This is a genomic window from Bacteroides sp. MSK.20.82 (genome assembly GCF_019052485.1).
GTDB lineage: Bacteria > Bacteroidota > Bacteroidia > Bacteroidales > Bacteroidaceae > Bacteroides > Bacteroides thetaiotaomicron.
Genome location: NZ_JAHQUN010000002.1, coordinates 241,883 through 259,083 on the forward strand (window position 1 = coordinate 241,883; position 17,201 = coordinate 259,083).

Annotated in this window: 21 protein-coding genes; 10 read left to right on the forward strand and 11 right to left on the reverse strand. The window is 48.9% G+C overall.

What is annotated here, in order from left to right; translation table 11 throughout:
- Positions 1–23: 23 nt before the first annotated feature.
- The 6 genes from KTR07_RS03155 to KTR07_RS03180 form a co-directional block, all read right to left on the reverse strand.
- Positions 24–551, reverse strand: a complete 528-nt coding sequence (locus KTR07_RS03155) for a hypothetical protein (RefSeq protein ID WP_196045555.1) — start codon at positions 549–551, stop codon at positions 24–26.
- Positions 548–796 carry a hypothetical protein gene (locus KTR07_RS03160; protein ID WP_217315084.1) on the reverse strand — a complete coding sequence of 83 codons (249 nt, stop codon included), beginning with the start codon at positions 794–796 and terminating at the stop codon, positions 548–550. Before KTR07_RS03160 ends, KTR07_RS03155 begins: the two co-directional genes overlap by 4 nt.
- Before the next feature lie 100 nt (positions 797–896).
- Complete coding sequence (locus KTR07_RS03165; protein WP_032534365.1) at positions 897–1,178, reverse strand: hypothetical protein; 282 nt, start codon at positions 1,176–1,178, stop codon at positions 897–899.
- Positions 1,179–1,206: 28 nt separating this feature from the next.
- Positions 1,207–1,602 carry a hypothetical protein gene (locus KTR07_RS03170; protein WP_101602776.1) on the reverse strand — a complete coding sequence of 132 codons (396 nt, stop codon included), beginning with the start codon at positions 1,600–1,602 and terminating at the stop codon, positions 1,207–1,209.
- 522 nt (positions 1,603–2,124) lie between these two features.
- Positions 2,125–2,862, reverse strand: coding sequence for a molecular chaperone DnaJ (locus KTR07_RS03175; protein WP_217315085.1), 738 nt, complete (start codon positions 2,860–2,862; stop codon positions 2,125–2,127).
- Positions 2,863–3,518: 656 nt separating this feature from the next.
- Entirely contained in the window at positions 3,519–3,854 is a 336-nt protein-coding gene (locus tag KTR07_RS03180) for a hypothetical protein (protein ID WP_217315087.1), read from the reverse strand.
- An 876-nt stretch (positions 3,855–4,730) separates the two neighbouring features.
- Between KTR07_RS03180 and KTR07_RS03185 the strand changes: the two genes are divergently transcribed.
- The gene (locus KTR07_RS03185) at positions 4,731–5,510 is read left to right on the forward strand and encodes a hypothetical protein (protein ID WP_048697869.1); all 780 of its coding nucleotides are present in this window, start codon (positions 4,731–4,733) and stop codon (positions 5,508–5,510) included.
- 428 nt (positions 5,511–5,938) lie between these two features.
- Here KTR07_RS03185 and KTR07_RS03190 read toward each other — a convergent pair whose 3' ends face one another.
- On the reverse strand, positions 5,939–6,367 hold the full coding sequence (locus tag KTR07_RS03190; protein WP_230297121.1) for a hypothetical protein: 429 nt from the start codon (positions 6,365–6,367) through the stop codon (positions 5,939–5,941).
- Positions 6,368–6,403: 36 nt separating this feature from the next.
- Positions 6,404–6,625 carry a hypothetical protein gene (locus KTR07_RS03195; protein WP_048697934.1) on the reverse strand — a complete coding sequence of 74 codons (222 nt, stop codon included), beginning with the start codon at positions 6,623–6,625 and terminating at the stop codon, positions 6,404–6,406.
- 242 nt (positions 6,626–6,867) lie between these two features.
- Here KTR07_RS03195 and KTR07_RS03200 point away from each other — a divergent pair, with 242 nt between their 5' ends.
- Positions 6,868–7,107 (forward strand): hypothetical protein, encoded by a 240-nt coding sequence (locus KTR07_RS03200; RefSeq protein WP_193390222.1) that lies wholly within the window; start codon positions 6,868–6,870, stop codon positions 7,105–7,107.
- Here KTR07_RS03200 and KTR07_RS03205 read toward each other — a convergent pair.
- Genes KTR07_RS03205 through KTR07_RS03215 form a run of 3 tightly spaced genes read right to left on the reverse strand, consistent with a single transcriptional unit; the run spans position 7,093 to position 9,017 of the window.
- A complete protein-coding gene (locus KTR07_RS03205; RefSeq protein ID WP_048697881.1) occupies positions 7,093–8,229 on the reverse strand; it encodes a phage antirepressor KilAC domain-containing protein in 1,137 nt (378 codons plus the stop codon). The two genes, KTR07_RS03200 and KTR07_RS03205, sit on opposite strands and share 15 nt — an antisense overlap.
- Positions 8,216–8,554: a hypothetical protein gene (locus KTR07_RS03210; RefSeq protein WP_048697938.1), complete on the reverse strand. Its 339-nt coding sequence runs from the start codon at positions 8,552–8,554 to the stop codon at positions 8,216–8,218. The genes KTR07_RS03205 and KTR07_RS03210 overlap by 14 nt, the downstream gene beginning before the upstream one ends.
- 19 nt (positions 8,555–8,573) lie before the next feature.
- Complete coding sequence (locus KTR07_RS03215) at positions 8,574–9,017, reverse strand: hypothetical protein (protein ID WP_181980442.1); 444 nt, start codon at positions 9,015–9,017, stop codon at positions 8,574–8,576.
- Positions 9,018–9,303: 286 nt separating this feature from the next.
- Between KTR07_RS03215 and KTR07_RS03220 the strand changes: the two genes are divergently transcribed.
- From KTR07_RS03220 to KTR07_RS03255, 8 genes are all read left to right on the forward strand, one after another.
- Positions 9,304–10,626 (forward strand): DUF935 family protein, encoded by a 1,323-nt coding sequence (locus KTR07_RS03220; protein ID WP_048697888.1) that lies wholly within the window; start codon positions 9,304–9,306, stop codon positions 10,624–10,626.
- A 224-nt stretch (positions 10,627–10,850) separates the two neighbouring features.
- On the forward strand, positions 10,851–11,486 hold the full coding sequence (locus KTR07_RS03225) for a phage minor head protein (RefSeq protein ID WP_217315195.1): 636 nt from the start codon (positions 10,851–10,853) through the stop codon (positions 11,484–11,486).
- Entirely contained in the window at positions 11,464–12,048 is a 585-nt protein-coding gene (locus tag KTR07_RS03230) for a hypothetical protein (RefSeq protein WP_217315089.1), read from the forward strand. Before KTR07_RS03225 ends, KTR07_RS03230 begins: the two co-directional genes overlap by 23 nt.
- Entirely contained in the window at positions 12,045–12,785 is a 741-nt protein-coding gene (locus KTR07_RS03235; RefSeq protein ID WP_048697894.1) for a hypothetical protein, read from the forward strand. Before KTR07_RS03230 ends, KTR07_RS03235 begins: the two co-directional genes overlap by 4 nt.
- A gap of 247 nt (positions 12,786–13,032) precedes the next feature.
- Positions 13,033–14,271 carry an ATP-dependent Clp protease proteolytic subunit gene (locus KTR07_RS03240; protein ID WP_217315092.1) on the forward strand — a complete coding sequence of 413 codons (1,239 nt, stop codon included), beginning with the start codon at positions 13,033–13,035 and terminating at the stop codon, positions 14,269–14,271.
- 115 nt (positions 14,272–14,386) lie between these two features.
- Complete coding sequence (locus KTR07_RS03245; RefSeq protein ID WP_048697900.1) at positions 14,387–15,436, forward strand: hypothetical protein; 1,050 nt, start codon at positions 14,387–14,389, stop codon at positions 15,434–15,436.
- 77 nt (positions 15,437–15,513) lie between these two features.
- Positions 15,514–15,849 (forward strand): hypothetical protein, encoded by a 336-nt coding sequence (locus tag KTR07_RS03250; protein ID WP_217315094.1) that lies wholly within the window; start codon positions 15,514–15,516, stop codon positions 15,847–15,849.
- Positions 15,849–17,201 (forward strand): DUF2586 family protein, encoded by a 1,353-nt coding sequence (locus tag KTR07_RS03255; RefSeq protein WP_217315096.1) that lies wholly within the window; start codon positions 15,849–15,851, stop codon positions 17,199–17,201. The genes KTR07_RS03250 and KTR07_RS03255 overlap by 1 nt, the downstream gene beginning before the upstream one ends.

A 17,201-nucleotide genomic window follows, 5' to 3' on the forward strand; every position in this document is an offset into this window, starting at 1 on the left:
GATTATTTGATTGTTTCCGATTTTTATTGTTGCTTTATCCGAGCAGCATGGCCCATTACGGAGGCGAGCCCCACCTCGATACCTATCTGGTATCCGCCCTCGATGGTCGATTCCAAATCCGCCTCGCTTTCGATCAGGGATTCCGAATCATCGGCATAAAGCCTGTACAGGGCAAAGACATCCGCCTCCCATAGCTTCCGGGCATTTTCCGCCGGTACAAGCAGCCACACGAAACCGTCTTCACGGGTTACCTTGACGGCGGCTTCGCCATGGCGCAGGGTCCTCCGTTCCCTGATGTCCAGTGCCGCCGTCCACACAATATACATCAGAGCGTCGTGGCGGCTTTTAACATCGGGGGAATCACACAGGCGGCTGACCGCGTCTTTGAGGGTCCGGAAAGAGTCCGCCATGAACTGCTCCACGACATACGGCTTCCCGGCAATGGCGGAACAGACTTCGTCTGCCCTGCCTGATTCTGGCACGGCCTGAATATCCTCCTCTTCAAGGAAGATTTCACGGTGCAGGCAGTCCATGTAGTAATATGATTTCATTCCGGTTGTTCTTTAGGGGTGAAAGTGATTCTTGTATGTCCGTCATAACCGAACTTGACCTGCAGCCCAAAGGCTTCGGCATCGCTCGATATGGCACAGATATCCCAGATACTGAGTTCCGCACCACAGGTTATGACGGTATTGTCTTCTGAAATCTGCGGTGACTTGTCTTTCAATGCGGCTCCGCCGCAGATACCGCGCAGGATTACACCACACCGGTGGGTGGATAAGTTGTTTGTTCCCATGGTTCTTCTGTTTGTTTTTCCGTTATTTTTGCCATTCTTTTTTTCTCCTGTTTGTAAAAGCATAGGGGCATTCCGCCCCCATGGTTGTTATTAATTCATATTATTTTGTACTGACTGTCTGTGGCGCCTGTTCCACAAGGGTGTACCGAAGTGCCGGCTTCCCGTTTCGGAATATGGTAAACGAGTTGCCTTGTACCTGCACGTCCTTTGCTTTTGGCCACCAGAGCCACGAGAGTTTCCCACCGCTGAGGAAAGCCACGGCATTGCCCTGTACTTTGCCGACCTCACGTACGCCCATATCCTCGTTGCCTCCGGACAGCCTGACGCAGTGCCAGTTGGAACCGAGTTCCATTTTTCTTTTTACATCTGCTAATGTTCTCATGTGATTATGTCTTGTTTTGATTATTGCATTATACCGCATGTATCCGGCATTTCCGGTTGCAACTTCTGAGATTGTCGGCATATGGCACCGGGTATGACCTGTTCATCCAGTCAGGAAACCCTTCACGGAAGCAGTGTTCCGGAGTCGGGTATTCTTTGCGCAAACGTTTCCTGTGGCGTCTTTTTGTCCTGTTTTCGACGGCATGGGGAACTTTGGGTATCCGTGGCGTATGCCATTTCCCGCCGGAATAAGTTGCGACATATTCCTGTTGCGGTTCGTCATTCTTGTAGCTGCACACCATGACAGCCGGTTTTTCGCTGAGTATCCCGGCATCGGCAAGCCCGCTGAGTGTACCTTTGGCAGCCTTGAAATTTACAAAGCAGCCCAGACTCATGGTACGGTCTGTGGAGAATATCTCTACCATGTTGAAATATATTATAAGTTATCTGTTTCCGGTGTTTCCTTTTACCTCACGTTCCAAACTGGGGATAACAGCGGGACGTAGCTCACCCAGTGAAGGGTGATTTGAAGGCAGCCCTGCTGCACTACGTCAACCGTGTTATGTCGGGGGTGGGAACGGCATCTCACGACGCAAAGAAGTAAATTGTGGAAGTTAAATTGGAAGTGTGGGTGTACGGGAATCGAACCCGTTTTCAGCCAAGACCTGAAGCACCCGTGAATTTAATCCGGCATCTCCCTGTAAAACGGGAGTTATGCTGATGGCGGCATTTTGACCGCAAGTGTTTGTCCGGATGTGCCACGCTGTATAACAATGGCGGTGATACGGTAAATAGCAACATCTTTACTCTCACAAACCACTTTGTTGCAGGATATACCATTGGCATACAGTGATATGTAGACAGTTGGACGGAAAAAGCCCGCAAAGTCGGCACACTGCCATACAATGCGGGCATGTTACCTGCAATTCACCGGAAATTCCAATGAATCAGGCGGCAGTTTTCATATCAGTGGAAGGTTGTTGTCCTGCCGCCTGTTCGGAAACAGCTCCGGCGGTTGTTTCAGCGGTTACTTCAGCAGGCTGTTCTTGGGACTGTCCGGCAGCCGGTTGTTCGGTTGCTTTGTTTCTGCCTGCGTTTCTGCCTTTGCCCTTGCTTTTGGCGCCCGCCTGTTCCGCCACGGTTCCGGCAGTCGTTTCTACGGTCACTGCTGCCGGGACTTCGGCAGGTTGTGGTACCGGTTGTTCCGCTTCTCTTGGCAGCGCCACACGGAAACCAAGCGCATCAAAGGACGCTTTTGCGGCGGCGTGGATAGCTTTCTTGTAGTCACGTGCCGTGCGTTCAAAGTCCTTTTTGGTCGGTACAAGACCGATTTTTGCCCATACGGACTCTTCCAACTCGAAGCGTTTCACCGTTTCACCCTTTTCGGTGCGGAAGATGACGGCACACGGAGTTGTGGCACGGAGTTTCGAGCGGATGCCGTCGTTCGCCTCACGCAATTTGATTTCTTCGGCTTTGACAGCCCAGAAAGTCATCACCACATTTTTCCATACACGGAAAATTTCATCCTGCGTCTTGTCTTTCGGTTCATAATCCGCACCAAAAAACTGTTGGGCGGTTTCTTTTTCATTGCCGTCACGGTCTGTACTTTTGTACACAAGGATCACGCCTTTCAACCCGTTCACCAAATTTACAAACTCTTCTGAATTTAATCTGCTTGTTGCCATAATGATAAAGTATTAGTTACTACGCAAAAGTGCGTATTGCGGGCACTTCCGGAATCGAACCGGAAATCTCACATTGCTGCGAAATGTGGCAGCCATTGCCACGTGCCCATAACCCGCCCATGTATTTCACCCTACATGCGCGGGTCTTAATTCATTTCCGCAACTTTCTTAACGTGCCCTATAGTTTGCTCGCAAAAAAATACTATATTTGCAATGTTAAATGACAAATACCTGTAACTTCGCATTATGGCAAACGCTCGCTTACTCCAATTTCGACAAGACGTTTCTTTGGCACGTCCCGAATCTTTTCCAATCCGGCAGATAACTTTAAGGTGAGGCATTTAGGCGTTTTGCCGAGCCGGGTATTGCGCATAGCATTGGCATATACATTTACCGGCGTCCCCTATACGGATAGTTTTTACCGTTACCGTGCATTTTATTCCGAGCGCACTGGGCGCAATTATGGCATTATTCTTACACGTCCTTTTTCATACAACTTGCACTCCCAAATTTGCGTGCTTTGTGTATGCGGTCTAAAAACACGTTTTTAGCCGTTCCAACTTGCTACATTGGTTTGTAGTCTTGCTCGGTGTGGTTATTTAACACCCTATTTAATCGCTCCAAAGCGAACAAGCGAATTTTTGATTTTCCAAGCCTCAAAAATAGGTTTCCCACAAAAAAGGCTTTTTGTTTCTCGCTCTTGGCGGTTTGGTCTGTCTGTTTCTTAAATCTTTTTTTTTACTATCTATTTTTTTATTCGTTTTTCTCCGTACTTGTTTGCCGTTTGTTTGGCTTTCGAGTACATGACTATTATAAAACCGTTTTTCAGAACTGCAAAACTTTTTGAGAAATTTTTTTTTGATTGTTTCAAAAACAACCCTTTTGCGAATATGGAACGCACGCACGCGAGGAAGGTTTATAAGTAATTGAATATCAATCAAATAGAAAAAGTGATTTTCTTTGAAAAAAAATTTTTCCTTTGCAAAAATCAAAAAAGCCCCGTTTCAATGTATGTATAAAATCAAAATTTGTTTTGTTTATTGATTATCAGACTATTATCTACTTAAAACGGATAAAATAGGACTGAAAAGTTTTTTTCGCTTTCAATTTGTAAGTAAAGATAATAAAAAAGACGTTTTTAGGCTTACTTTATATAAAAGTAAAACAAATAACTTATTATAAATCAATATAGTAACAATTTTAAAAAGAAACGGGTGGGTGTACTCCAAGGTGCGGATTCGATTTCTATCCTCGGGGCATTTTTCCAAATCCCGTTTTCTAAAACGACCCAATATGGGGCCATGTCATAAAATTGTAAGTAGACGTCAAAAAATATATAGTAACGGGACATGGACTTGCAGCGGATTTAAATACAACCATAACTGTTATTCAGGTATTTATAAGACATGCCAAGCCACAGATACAAATACTTCCGGTTTTCATGGATATACAGACTTTCAGAAGACTTTCGTTTCTTGCGGGTAAGGCCGGTTTTGGGGAATATCGGAAATGGAGGCATAAATATATAGTGCCAAAGTACTCCGGCTCTTGGTGTATATTCTTAATTGTACCGATAAGAAACGGCTTGTTGAATCCTGTAAAACAGCATGTTAAAAAGGGATTCCCATCGGTAAGGATTACAATGTAACAGCCTATTTATTAACCATATAGAATATATACAGTAATGCATGTGTATGAGTTTTGACTTTTTTGTATGTTTTTTGTGTTTTTGTATAAGAATCTTGATAATTGGTATTTAAACGCCTGTCTTTTTTGATGGATTTGTGTATATTTGCCATAATTTTTCTCTTATGTATAAAATATGGCTTTTGAATGTTACAGGAAGGAAGCGAAGAAAAGGATGAATAATGAAACCATATCGTAGAAAGGATATCAGGAATATTCCGGGCAAACTCTGCATAAGCAAGGGGGTGGTCGTGTTCAATGAGGCAACATTGGAGACGGGGCTTGTGGGGGATGTTTCCGGCGAGTGTATTTCAGTCCCGGTCAGGGTGACAGCGGACAGACAGCTTCTTACGGACGATGTCGTAATGCCCCTGAAAGATTGCCGGGAAGCGGATATGGAACAGAAGATTGCGGTACAGCGTCTGTTGAACAAACGGCATCTGGTATGGGACAGGCGCAAAGGCGCATTGTCGGAATCCATGTACATACCCAAAGACGGGCAGCAGGTGAAAGTGAGTCTTTTGGACGGGCATGTCATATTGGGGGCGTTCAAGGAGATCGACAGGAAAGGAAATCTTGTGCTGTATTGCCTGATGGAGGAGGACGGTACCCTGCGTCATTCGCTGCATGAGGAAATCGGCGTTGCGGAGAATTGGCAGATTACCCCGATAGGAACCAGTGCCCGCAGCCGGTTTGCCGATGCGCTGCACCGGGAAGGGATTGTGTGGAACGGACGGCTGAAACGCCTTGAACCGCTGGAAATACGTATTAACCGTGGCGGGAAATACTATTACCTGAATGATGTCCTGGAAATTTGTGAATGCAGGGACAGCAGCCGGCCGTCAGACAGAAAGCGCCTGGAATGCGGCAACTATTTCAGGGAGCGTAAGGATGCCGAACTGGTGTGTGACTGTGTGCGTTCCATCGTCAAGCTGAACCGGGGCAAGGATGTCAGGCGATAAGCACGACAGCAGGGGTAGAATATTATTTTATCGTTCTCTCCTTTAGGAATCTGAAGGGGGAGCAGCCCTTTCTTTTTTTGGTTCTTTCCCTTATAAAAACAAAAACAGACGGCGATGCCGTCTGACATCCATTTGTTTCTTTTTTGGTATCTTTTTTCTTTGCTCCAAAGAAAAAAGTACATCTACCATCTTCTTCTTGTATAATACTGCTTATAGTATTGTTGCTACATTTGTAACACCCCTCGTCTCAGTCATCCGGTACATTTGTATCATCTTCAAGGTAAAAAAACGGGGCGTCCGGGGCTTCTCTCCCTGACGCCATATTTTGTTTCAAATTGACATCTGTTGTTTGTCGCATATGGATACGGACATAAAAAAACAGACGGCAATGCAATGATACCGTCTGTTATTCTTCCATGTGCCTCTTTTCAGGGCGGACATGTTCCGTGCTTTTGTCCGTTCTCCTTCCAGCGGTAAACCTCCTTGTCAGAGACGGACATCACAGTTCTTTTTTCCACATCAAACACCTGCCGGCAGAATGCCTTGGTACAAAAGGATGTTTTCAGTTCCGCCAGTATTTTCACGAGTCTGTCATAAGCGCACATATCCCAGAGATAGTCATACATTCCGCCAAGCGGAACCCGTTTAAGCAACCCCATGCATGTTGCCTTCTTCACGCATTTATCAAAAAGGCGCGAACCGATCTCCATACTCTCCATATGATATCGTTTGCTACGCAAAGTATCATATCCCTTCTCCCGCAGACGCGTGCGTTCCGCCATGTACACCATGAATATGACCTCTTCCGGTGAAAACGCTCCCAGCAGTCCGCTGAAGCATTTCAGAAACGGTATCACGGCCGTTTTTTTTTCATTATGCCCTTTCATGGCGCGCTATTTCCCGGACACGTCCGTTTGTGAATTTCCCGTTTCATCATCCCTTATTGCGGGATTGACATAGAAGTGGCATATTTTGCCGTTTCGCATCGGTTTATACACGGAGTAACCCAGTTTCCTGGCATAACGTCCCACGGAAACCCGGTTGGCGAACTTGCCGGTATGTTCCCTCAGGTGTGCCGCCATCTCTTCGACGGTCATTCTGCTTTTTAATTCCATATCATTGCTTTTATTTGGTTTCATGGTAAGGATAGCCATGACTGGTGCAAATTGTTTTCAATTGATATGAATTGATAAAAGACGGCTCCATGAAATCGGCGCGGAGGAATTAACGGGTTATATCTTTGCATCATTCACGGAGCCGTCTCCTGACTATTTCTCCATCAGCCGGCAGGTCTCCCGTATCGTACCGGCATTCCGTTCGTCCAGCCCCACTCCCCGGCCTCGTTCCAGGAGAGTGATTGGCTGGATTTCAGGTTCTCCTTTGTGATGGTGTGTATGACGGTTTTCCTACCGTAGGTTTGAATCCGACGGAGTGCAGCCCGTATAAGCCGTCCCGGAAAAATGTACATCTTCCGGCGTACCAAGACACGGGGTGCGGCATTGCTGCCGGCATAGCGGACAGCGGCATTCCACCGGAGTCCTTCCTGTCTTGCGGATTATCCGCTGTAATGCTGTCTCCATCGTTATGCACCCGGTAAATGGTATTCCGGATTCTTTTTCCGCCATAACTCTATGATGCATTCACGGCCAGCCTGCGTCCAACGTTTTGTCGAACCGAAGGTATATACCTTTCCCCGGCTGTTCTCCCATGTGTAGGGGACATCACATTGCCATGCCCGGCAGGAGGGGAAGACCACCCACTGCCGTTTTTCGTACTTGCAGATTCCTTCCTCGGCAAGAAACTGATGCAGCTGTCGCGGGGAGATACCGAGCTCGTCGGCGATACGTGTACTCTTGAACCACTCCCTGTTCTCGATGAACTCCTCGTAGAAGACAATTTTGGGCATGGAGTCGCGCACCACTTTCCGTAGTTCCCGGATCAGTTCCTTTGCCCCCTCCATGTCTTGTGGCATAGGACAATCCAGACAAGGCATATTGGGTGGCGCCGGCTTCGGATGTTCACGAATGGCGGGCGTCGGGCGTCTCATGGACAGTTTTTCAATAGCTTCACCACACCATTCCGCCAGGGACAGGTCTTCCGGTGCGACCCACCGGGCCAACGGTATGACAAGGGGGGATTCCAGCCAGGTCGCTCCATGCCCACGTCCACGCGTGGTGAAGATTTGCGACTCATACTTTCCGGTACGTCCGTTACCCGCCAACTCCCTGCGGAGCATATCTGTAGAGGCAATGCGGAGCCACTCGGATGGTATCTTCCCGAAATGCATCGTGATCTGTGTGGCGTTGATCATCAGTTTGTCGCCGATGCGCCGGAATGTGACAGGAAACCCTTCCTTGAAATGAAGGATTATGTCATTCCGGGCTGCGGCGTGCCGATCATCAGACTCCTGTTCCAGAAGTTGGTTGCCCCATGCCTCCAATTCGTCGAGTATGTCGCGGGGTATAATAGTCTCCTTGCACACCATACGCAAAAGCCTGCGCATATCAACGGGCCGGAAACTCCACTGCTCCCGTCCGTTCTTCCGGAAACTGATCCTCAATGCCGTCGGGCAGATGCGGGCGATAGCCCCGTCTTCAAGCAGCTCGCTACGTTTAAGTATGTTACATACGTCCATGGCACAGATGTGCAGATGGCCGCTGTGGTCTCGGGAAACCCGTATGTTCCAGTCCCGAAACGGAATGTTCCTATTCTCTCTCATTGTCATTTCCTCCTTTCTTCCTGTTGTCAGATTTATGTTTATTTTCAAGCAAGGCCCGCTTGTGGGCCATTTTGCGTACCGGATAGTATGTACGTTTTTCACCGCAAAGGGCATCATAATCCTTCAGCATCAGCGTGCCAAGGTCGGACAGTTCGATCTCGACATCCGGATGCAGATGTCTGAAATAGAGCCCTCCGCTGCATACGTACTTGCCCGTGCAACAAAATGAAATGGCCTGCAAGTTGCCTTTTGTCAGTTCCGCCGCACTATGCAACGAGCGCGTAATGGCGACAAGAACCTGTGCCCCGTTGAAAATGAGCACCATTTTCGGCCGTTTAAATGTACTACGTCTCATGTTGTCCTAATATTTGCGTTAATTCCTCCTTTGTAAATCTAAGGCAGGCAGTCTGTACCAGCCAAGTGTCTGAAACGGTAAATCCACCGGACAGCAATTCGGACATGCGCTCCAGAAGGTAGGCACCGAATGCAGGATCGATGTAAACGACAAATAATAGAGCCAGACATTCATCAATTAACAGATGTCCCGACGCCTCGTCACGGATAATCATATTCTCCTTGTCTATTCCGTAAACATCCGTCAGCGCTGTTATCCAATGATGGAAAGAGGCGCGGAAGTCACGGACGTTGTGCCGGCATGCGTCTCCTCGGACCCGGATAAAATGTGTTGCGTCGAAATAGACCGGTCCGTCCTCCTGTGACGTTCCAAAAAGCAAATCGGGGAATTCCCTGTACCGGACTGTCCGGCAGGAAATCTTTTCTTCTTTCATGTTCTTTTTTCCTTTGTTTTCAATTTTGTATTCAACATTGTGCAAATATATATCTTTTTATGGTGAAATATCACAAAAAACAAGACTGTTTTTTTGTTTTCATTCAATTAATTGTCGTTGATAATAAGCAGTTTACATAAAATTTAAATCGAAATATCTATATATTTGGTTGTGTTATTTCGTTTTGCAAATCAAGCATTAATAAGCTTGTTTTTCATATACTTTTTTTTGTACAAAACTTCTCTCCTGCCTGCGCTCTACTCTTTAGGTAAAAAAGCAAAAAAATATGGTGACATCGGACAATTCATTCAACGGGGAGCTTTTGGAGAGCATATTCAGGACCTCCAAGAAAACCATTCAGGAGTATGTCCGCGAAATCGAACGTAACAACCGCTACCGTTCATGCCGCCAGGATATAAGTTCAGGATACATCCTTGATGACCGTGCCAGGCTCATTGACTTATACGAGGCCTGCCTGCAACAGGATGCGCATATACGGTCGGTGGTCGAGACTTTGGAGAGTCAGATACTTGGTGACCGTTATATGCTTGCGCATGTGAACGGGAAAGGGAAATATACCAAAGACGTGGTGAACTCGCAAAAGATACAGGGCTCGCAATTTGACAAGATAATCAAGGGTATCGTGGAAGCCAAGCTTTACGGGTATACTTTACTCGAAATCATGCCGTATGTTGATTCCGGAACAGGCAGGCTGGCGGAAGTCAACATCATCGAACGGCGCAATGTACTGCCGGACCAGAGAGTCGTATTGAAAAGGCAGGGGCTATGGGAGCCGCATTGGGATTTGCGCAATCCGGCCTACCACCGTTGTTATGTGCTGGTGACGTCGGGGGACCTTGGGCTTTTTTCTGCCACAACGCCATTGATACTCGCCAAAAAGTTCACGGTGGCCAATTATGTTAACTTCTCCCACACCTACGGACAACCGATCATTCATGGAAAGACGGTCAGTGAGAGCAATGCCGACCGCAAACGGCTGGCCGGTGAAATAGCCAATGCGGCACAGAACAAGGTCGTGGTCACCGGCATCGAGGATGAGGTGGACATCAAGACCTTCACCATGTCCAATTCGGAAAAGATATATACCGGACTGATTGACTTTGTCAACAAGGAGGTTGCCAACCTTGTGCTCGGCTCCGAGTCCATGGCCGGAGGAATGCAGTCGTATGTGGGTTCGACCAAGGCGCATCAGGACATTTTCCGTGACCGTATCGAGGTTTACCGCAGATATATCGAGAATGTCATGAATGAGGAGATAATCCCCCGGCTGGTAGCCATCGGATATATTCCTGCAGGACTGGAATTCAGGTATTCAAACCGGATAGAGATGAATAACGAGGACCGTATCAGGCTCTATTCGCTCATTACTGAAAAATACGAGGTCGCGGCTGACGAAATCGAGAAGGAGTTCGGAATCAATGTGGGCAGGCAGCTTAATGCCATCCCGGCTATGGGGCTTGAAGCGGATGGCGGCCGGTACATTCCCGGCCATAACGACCGTGGTATCATGTCAGACGAAGAGTATTTCCGGCGTTACGGGCATCCTCGGGGGAGTAAGGTTGAAAATTTTTTGCGGGGAACGGAGTGATGGCCCGGCTTCCGTTCCCAAACGGTGTTCCATATGGAGCTGTCAGGGCGTCCGCTTCTCAGGAATCCGGTACGGAAAAGGAGTACCGTGTCATATTTGAGGCATTCCGCAGGTTCATTCTCCACTACGAAAACAGTGCCGAACGCCTCGATATTATGGAGGATATCATCACTTTGCGTGCTTCTTTCTTGATAGACAGAGCGTTGACAGGTTTACGTATTGACCTGGACCATGCATTGGAGATTCTGAGAAACCATAATGACTTTACGACGGAGAGAGAGCGGCTGCAGCGTGATGTTCTCATCGCTGCCATAGACAACCTGGTTGATTTTGCGGCGGCCGAAGAGTATGCGATGTTCAAGGATATGCCTGAAACAGTGGATGAGCGGGATATGGAGGCATACGGAGAGATATGTCACCGGTATAACTTTATTTATGCGGAGAGAGAGAACAGCCAGGTGCTTTTCGCCGCTTCGATGGCGGCATGGTGGCTCACAGTGGATACGGACACGGTGCTGACCTATGTGACGCAGGGAGACGAACGGGTACGGGCGTGGCATCTGTCCCTCGAGGGACTCTCGTACCGTAAGTCGGAATTCCCGCCGGAGTTGATACCGCCCATTGAGTGGGGATGCCGTTGCTATCTGGTAGCGGACGGGTTCGCCGCAGTACGGGCTGCACTGCCCGTTCCGGAAAATTGCAGGAAGAGGATTGATCCTGTCTTCTGGGAGAGCCTGGCCACGGGCGGACGCATTTTTTCCAGGGCACACCGCTATTTCGACATGCCGCTGCCGGAGCACATGACTAAAATTGTAAAACGGATAAAAGAAAAATTTCATGCAAAAGATAACACTCGATGAATTTTGCGCCCATTGGGTGAGGGAAAGGGAAAAGGGAGGCTGGGATCCGTTCCTGCCCAGCCGTCTGGCGGGTAACACGTTTGATTTTGCCACCGAGGCCGGACAGTACAGCCGGCGGCAATTTCTTGCCTCCTTTCCCTCGGGAGGTTTCTGCGGCGGCACATGGACGCCACGTACCTCCCGTTGGGGGCGGAAGTTTACACATCCGGTCATGAATGACACGGGAGCTCTTGCCGCAGGTATCAAGGGAGAAGCGGACAGGACCGATATCAGGGGGCGGCGCAGCGACGGTAGCTGGATATTCCGTAAAGGGGCCCGCTACTCAATATGGACTACCGAGAAGAGCATTCCGGTCAAAGGCAAACGGGGACGTAGCAAGAACCGCTACGGGCATTATGCCGCCGTACACAATACCGACCCGAAATTTGGCCTGTACACTGTGAACCAGCATTCTGCACGGCGTCCCGTACACCGCCAGTTCATCGGTTTCTCCCCGAAGATAGAGGATTACATCGCTGATAACTTTATGGATATGATTTTTAAAGGATTTCCGGGCGTATGATAAAGGACAAGCATTCCGTAAGGCAACCGCATCAACCGGCTCCCGTGCAGGAAAGCCTGCCGGAAGAAGTGTCTGAAAATCCGTTTGTGAACATGTATCAGGCGGTGAAGCGGGCCATACAGACCATAAGGGAGGATCCGGACGATCCGCTCTCACCTCCCTTTTTCAAGACTATAGCCATTGACAACGGACAGTTCGCCCGTATCGTACGTGGGGAAAACACGGAATATGAGACCCTTTTTCCGGCCGTCTTTATCCATTTCGTCAACGTGAGGTACCTGGTGCAACAGCAGAGAATCGGCGAAGGACGCGCCACCATGCGTGTACGCTTCATTCTTAATACGCTCAACAATGGGGACGAGGATAGGGAGTGCGAGTCATTCATCGTATTCCAGAGGCTGAACGTGGCCATTCAGGATGCCAAGAACAGGGAATCCGCCCTTAATGAACGGTGTAACCTGACCTATTTTGACATGCCGACAACCACCAATATGCTCCAGGCGTATTGGGTGGACTATGAGGTATGGTTCCGGGAGTCTTCCGCATGGAAATACAGGGATTGGATAAGACGCTATCTGGTCATGCCGCCTTTCACGCAGCATGGCGATGCGCCGCAGCATGACGGCGGCGGGCACGGATATCACCCTGAACCGGGCTATGATAAGGTGACCGGATTCAGTCGGGCGGTGGAAACAGACGTACATGACGGAAACAAGGATGACATTTCCGGCATTTGATGGTTGGGGCTTTGCACATTCACGATATGGATATCCGAAGGGGTAGCCCGGCACTTAGTCTGTTCAAGTAATGCATGGTCATTTTTCGATTAAATGTCATTATTCCGGAAGGTAAGTCCCGCTGCCATATCCCAATGTCTTATAAAATGATCTTGAAGTTACGTGGAGTGCAGATGGAACAGCCTGTCCGGTACTGTTTTCAACCCATAATCTTGCTTGACGCCTACTCTTCCATAAAAAGAAAAACATGAGTACAGAAGAATTGCAATATGTGGTGGGTGAAGCAAAAACGGGTGAACCTTCCGTTATCCGTTTCTTCGGCCGCATAACGGAAGAAACCACCTCCCGGTTCAATGACGAGTTCGACTTTCTTGAAAATATTATCCGTCCCTCCTGTATCCGCGTGTTAATCAATTCGGAAGGTGGCAGTGTCCTTTACGGCATGTCCACTTATTCCACCATCGCCAATGCCAAAGTGGACACCGAATGTGTCATCGAGGGTGTGGCGGCGTCAATGGCTTCCGTTATCTGGGTTGCGGGCAAACGTTCCCTTATGAGGGACTACGCCATTTTAATGATCCATAATCCTATACTGCCGGACAATGACGGGGAGGAGCCTTCGGACATGCTGTTGGCTTTCACCTGGCAGATAGAAACGATTTATCGAAAAAGATTCGGTTTGAATAAGGAGCATGTGCGCGCCATTATGGACGGGCAGGCCGGCAAGGACGGGACTTATTTTGATGCGCAGGCTGCCGTAAAAGCGGGCATCATTCCATCAGAGAACGTTATTCGTACATCGAGGCAGCTCTGTCGCAAAGTACATGACGAGATCGCCGGACTGGCGGACATGGCGGCCATTCAGGAGTTGATGGACCGTGTCAGTAAGGGGAATAAACCTTTTGAGGATATTTTTCCTACTCTTACAGAAACAGAAAACGATATGACAAACGAAAACAAGACACAAGGTTTTGAATATGGGGCGATTGCCGCCTCGCTGGGCATGAAGGACAGAGAAGTCAAGGACGTGATGGCCCGTATCTCCGAACTGGCAGCCATGGAACCTAAATACAATGAGGTACAGAAAGCCCTGAGTGACGCACAAACGGTCATTGCCGGCAAGGATGCTGCAATCCGGAACTTGCAGAAGGATCTGTCCGCTGCCACGGCGCGTCTCTCCACTTACGAACAAAAGGAGAAGGACGAGAGGACATCCCGCATCGAAACGCTGGTGGAGAACGCCATTGGCGAAGGCAAGATTGACCGTGAGGCAAAAGCGCAATGGGTGGAGATGGCGGAGGCCAACTTCGAGTTGGCGGAAAAAACACTGGGTTCCATCCCCGCGCGTGAGATCATCTCCAAAGAAATCGCCAATGATCCGGCCAACATCCAGGCCACGGCGGAGGCGAGCAGGACGGCCGAGCAGATGATGGCCGAGAAGGTGGCCGAGGTGGTCGGCGCGGATTTCAAGTTCCGTAAACTCTGACAGGCAGATATCCGATCTTAATTGACATGCCGGAGGCCGCAGGGCCTCGCGCGGAAACACAAGTATCCGCCAGTCGGCCAAGTTTCACATTCCAACGGAAAAACTTAAAACGACAATGGCCGATACAGTAAATTTTCTTCAAAATGGATATAGCGGTGAGGTTCTTGAGGACCTGCTGACCTATACCGTGCAGGGTAATGATACGGTTCGTGAAGGACTGATCCATATCAAGACTGGCATCCAGCACCGTTATACACTCCCTGCCATCAAGCTGGGCAATATCATTCAGGACAATGTGCCAACCCCACAGCCCATTCACGGTTCCAAAGGGGATGACGGCTCGAACGAGTACCAGTTCACCGAACGGTATCTTGAGCCCTCTGATTTTATGGTTTACCTTGAGTTCAACCCCCGGGACTATGAAAAGTACTGGCGTTTCGCACAGCCGGAGGGCAATCTTGTATTCCGGGAACTTGACCCGAAAATCCAGGCCACGATGCTTCGCCTGCTCATGGACAAAAAGAACGAGTACATCGGTAATGCCATATGGACCTCCGCACGTGGCGGAGATACGGCAGCAAAAATTACCGCACCGGAAGGCTGTACGAAAATTGGCGCCAACAAGGAGAAGTATTTTGACGGTGTTGTTAAACGCATCCTCGACAATGTAAGCTCTAAGGACACACAGGTAGTTGCCGGCGGACAGTGTATCGTTTCGGGAACGACCGAGCTGACAGACGGTGCGGCAGTGGAAGCGGCTCTTTATGCGATGTGGAAAAAATGTCCCAAACAAATCCGCAAGAAGACATCCTTGGCCTTTGTGGTCGGATGGGATGCCTGGGACGCGTATGACCAATACATCTCGGACAAACAGGTCAAATACTCCGAAAACACCGAGGTCAACCGCTATCGCTTTAAAGGCAAGAGGATTATCCCGATCGTGGGAATTCCCGAACATACGATGGTGCTCGGAGAGTTTTCCACCGGGATGGACTCCAATCTTTGGATGGGGGTGGATTATGCCAACGATACGGATATTCTGAAAATTGACCGGTTGCAGGCCAACTCCGAACTGTTCTTTTTTCAGATGCGCATGAAAATGGACGTGAACATTGTCCGTCCCGCAGAGATCGTGGTGCATACCGCCTACAAAAAGAGCGAATAACACACCTTTCTTCATTTTTCAATATCCACCCGGGGAGCGGAGGTCAGAGCCCCGTTCCCCTTTTTTATTCCACTGGCATGGCAAAAAAAATAAATACGGAGGAGGAACCTCAAAAAGAAGGCAACAAGGTTGCCGCACCGGAACTTCCGGCGGAAGCAATACCGGAAATGTCCGAGAAAATACCCGCTACGGTTGAAGACAAACGGCCCGTCCCGGCTGAAAAGACAGGGAATACGGAGGACGAGGTGGCAGACCCGTATATACTGACTATTCTGGAAAAATTCCCTGCATATCCGTCCCTGTATATCGACAGGCATGGTGGAACCTACACTCCGGACACGGCGGCAACCGTCAGAGGCGGGGCTGTACTTTACAAAAACCCTTTTTATAACGAACTTAAAACAAAACCATAATGGCACTCGGCAATGTCTTTATCAAGGATGTGGACGGCAATATCCCTTACGACACCGGTTCTTCCAACGAGAAGGTGACGGGATTATTGTTTGATATTTCCCTTCAGTCCACACTCTTTACGGAAGGGTATGGCAAAACCAATGAAACGAAGCTCAAACCGGGGGATGTATGCTACATCACCACATTCAAGTCCGCCGTTAAGGATTTCGGTATTGTCGAGCGTGTAGCGGCTACCGGTGAGGAGGAGATGAACGTCAATTTTCTGCATGGCATTCCTGCCTACCATATCCGTGAGTTTTTCCGGATGTCAGGCAATCTGAACGGTTCGGGAAAACTCTATGTGATGTTTGCCGACTGTTCTGCAAACTGGGACGCACTCGAAATCATGCAACGTGCCGCCGGAGGCATGATCAACCAGATAGGAATTTGGACGGAACAGCCGCTGTGGAAAGCCAACGGGACTTCCGGAGTGTACAATCTCAACCTGGTAAAGGGACTTAATGATGTGGCTGTAGGGCTTGCCGGACAGAACCAACCCCTGTCAATCATACTCTCCGCCAATCCTTCCAATACTGGGGCGGATACGACTGCGGGGCGTCAGATTGACTTGAATAAAATTCCTTCATGTATCTGTGAATCAAGCCGTATCAGCTGTATATTCGGCCAGGCGCATCACGAAAGGATCTTCACGATGCAGATACGCAACAAGAACCACACGCCGGTAGGATTCTTGGGCGCGGTCATGGGCGCCATTGCCAAGGCGAACGTCCATGAATCCATAGCATGGGTCAAACAGTTCAACCTCTTCACGGATGATTTTCAGGAGATAGAGCTGGGGTTCGGTGATATCAGTCTTGACGAGGCGGAGGAGCATTTTATCAGCCTGAACCGGTATGAGTCGTTGTCCCCGTCATTGCTTGACGAACTTGATGACAAGGGCTATATTTTTCCCATCAAGTATGCCGGCCGTGAGAACGGTATTTATATTTCAAAGGACCGGACCTGTTCAACGGGCGATTTCCGCACCATCGCAAGGAACCGTACTATCAACAAGAGCCGTCGCGCCGTGCGTGCCGCACTGTTGCCGTATGTGAATTCCCCGCTGATGGTCAATCCTTCAACCGGGTTCCTTGCCCCGTCGAAGATTACGGCATTCAAGACGCTTATCGGGGATATATTGGCCAAAATGCAGGCAGCGCAGGAAATTTCAGGATATGCTGTCACTATCGATCCGAACCAGAATGTACTGGTGGACGATACGCTCCGCATCTCCTATGTCCTTGTGCCTGTCGGAGTGGCTGTGGAGATTTATGTAGAGGAAGGACTTTCATTAACCGCAAACAAATCATAG

Coding starts and splice junctions, on each gene's coding strand:
- KTR07_RS03240 (WP_217315092.1), top strand. CDS start 13,033: ATGAGTACAGAAGAATTGCAATATGTGGTGGGTGAAGCAAAAACGGGT.
- KTR07_RS03170 (WP_101602776.1), bottom strand. CDS start 1,602: ATGGTAGAGATATTCTCCACAGACCGTACCATGAGTCTGGGCTGCTTT.
- KTR07_RS03250 (WP_217315094.1), top strand. CDS start 15,514: ATGGCAAAAAAAATAAATACGGAGGAGGAACCTCAAAAAGAAGGCAAC.
- KTR07_RS03215 (WP_181980442.1), bottom strand. CDS start 9,017: ATGAAAGAAGAAAAGATTTCCTGCCGGACAGTCCGGTACAGGGAATTC.
- KTR07_RS03230 (WP_217315089.1), top strand. CDS start 11,464: ATGCAAAAGATAACACTCGATGAATTTTGCGCCCATTGGGTGAGGGAA.
- KTR07_RS03220 (WP_048697888.1), top strand. CDS start 9,304: ATGGTGACATCGGACAATTCATTCAACGGGGAGCTTTTGGAGAGCATA.
- KTR07_RS03195 (WP_048697934.1), bottom strand. CDS start 6,625: ATGGAATTAAAAAGCAGAATGACCGTCGAAGAGATGGCGGCACACCTG.
- KTR07_RS03175 (WP_217315085.1), bottom strand. CDS start 2,862: ATGGCAACAAGCAGATTAAATTCAGAAGAGTTTGTAAATTTGGTGAAC.
- KTR07_RS03160 (WP_217315084.1), bottom strand. CDS start 796: ATGGGAACAAACAACTTATCCACCCACCGGTGTGGTGTAATCCTGCGC.
- KTR07_RS03210 (WP_048697938.1), bottom strand. CDS start 8,554: ATGGTGCTCATTTTCAACGGGGCACAGGTTCTTGTCGCCATTACGCGC.
- KTR07_RS03205 (WP_048697881.1), bottom strand. CDS start 8,229: ATGAGAGAGAATAGGAACATTCCGTTTCGGGACTGGAACATACGGGTT.
- KTR07_RS03235 (WP_048697894.1), top strand. CDS start 12,045: ATGATAAAGGACAAGCATTCCGTAAGGCAACCGCATCAACCGGCTCCC.
- KTR07_RS03255 (WP_217315096.1), top strand. CDS start 15,849: ATGGCACTCGGCAATGTCTTTATCAAGGATGTGGACGGCAATATCCCT.
- KTR07_RS03155 (WP_196045555.1), bottom strand. CDS start 551: ATGAAATCATATTACTACATGGACTGCCTGCACCGTGAAATCTTCCTT.
- KTR07_RS03165 (WP_032534365.1), bottom strand. CDS start 1,178: ATGAGAACATTAGCAGATGTAAAAAGAAAAATGGAACTCGGTTCCAAC.
- KTR07_RS03245 (WP_048697900.1), top strand. CDS start 14,387: ATGGCCGATACAGTAAATTTTCTTCAAAATGGATATAGCGGTGAGGTT.
- KTR07_RS03185 (WP_048697869.1), top strand. CDS start 4,731: ATGAAACCATATCGTAGAAAGGATATCAGGAATATTCCGGGCAAACTC.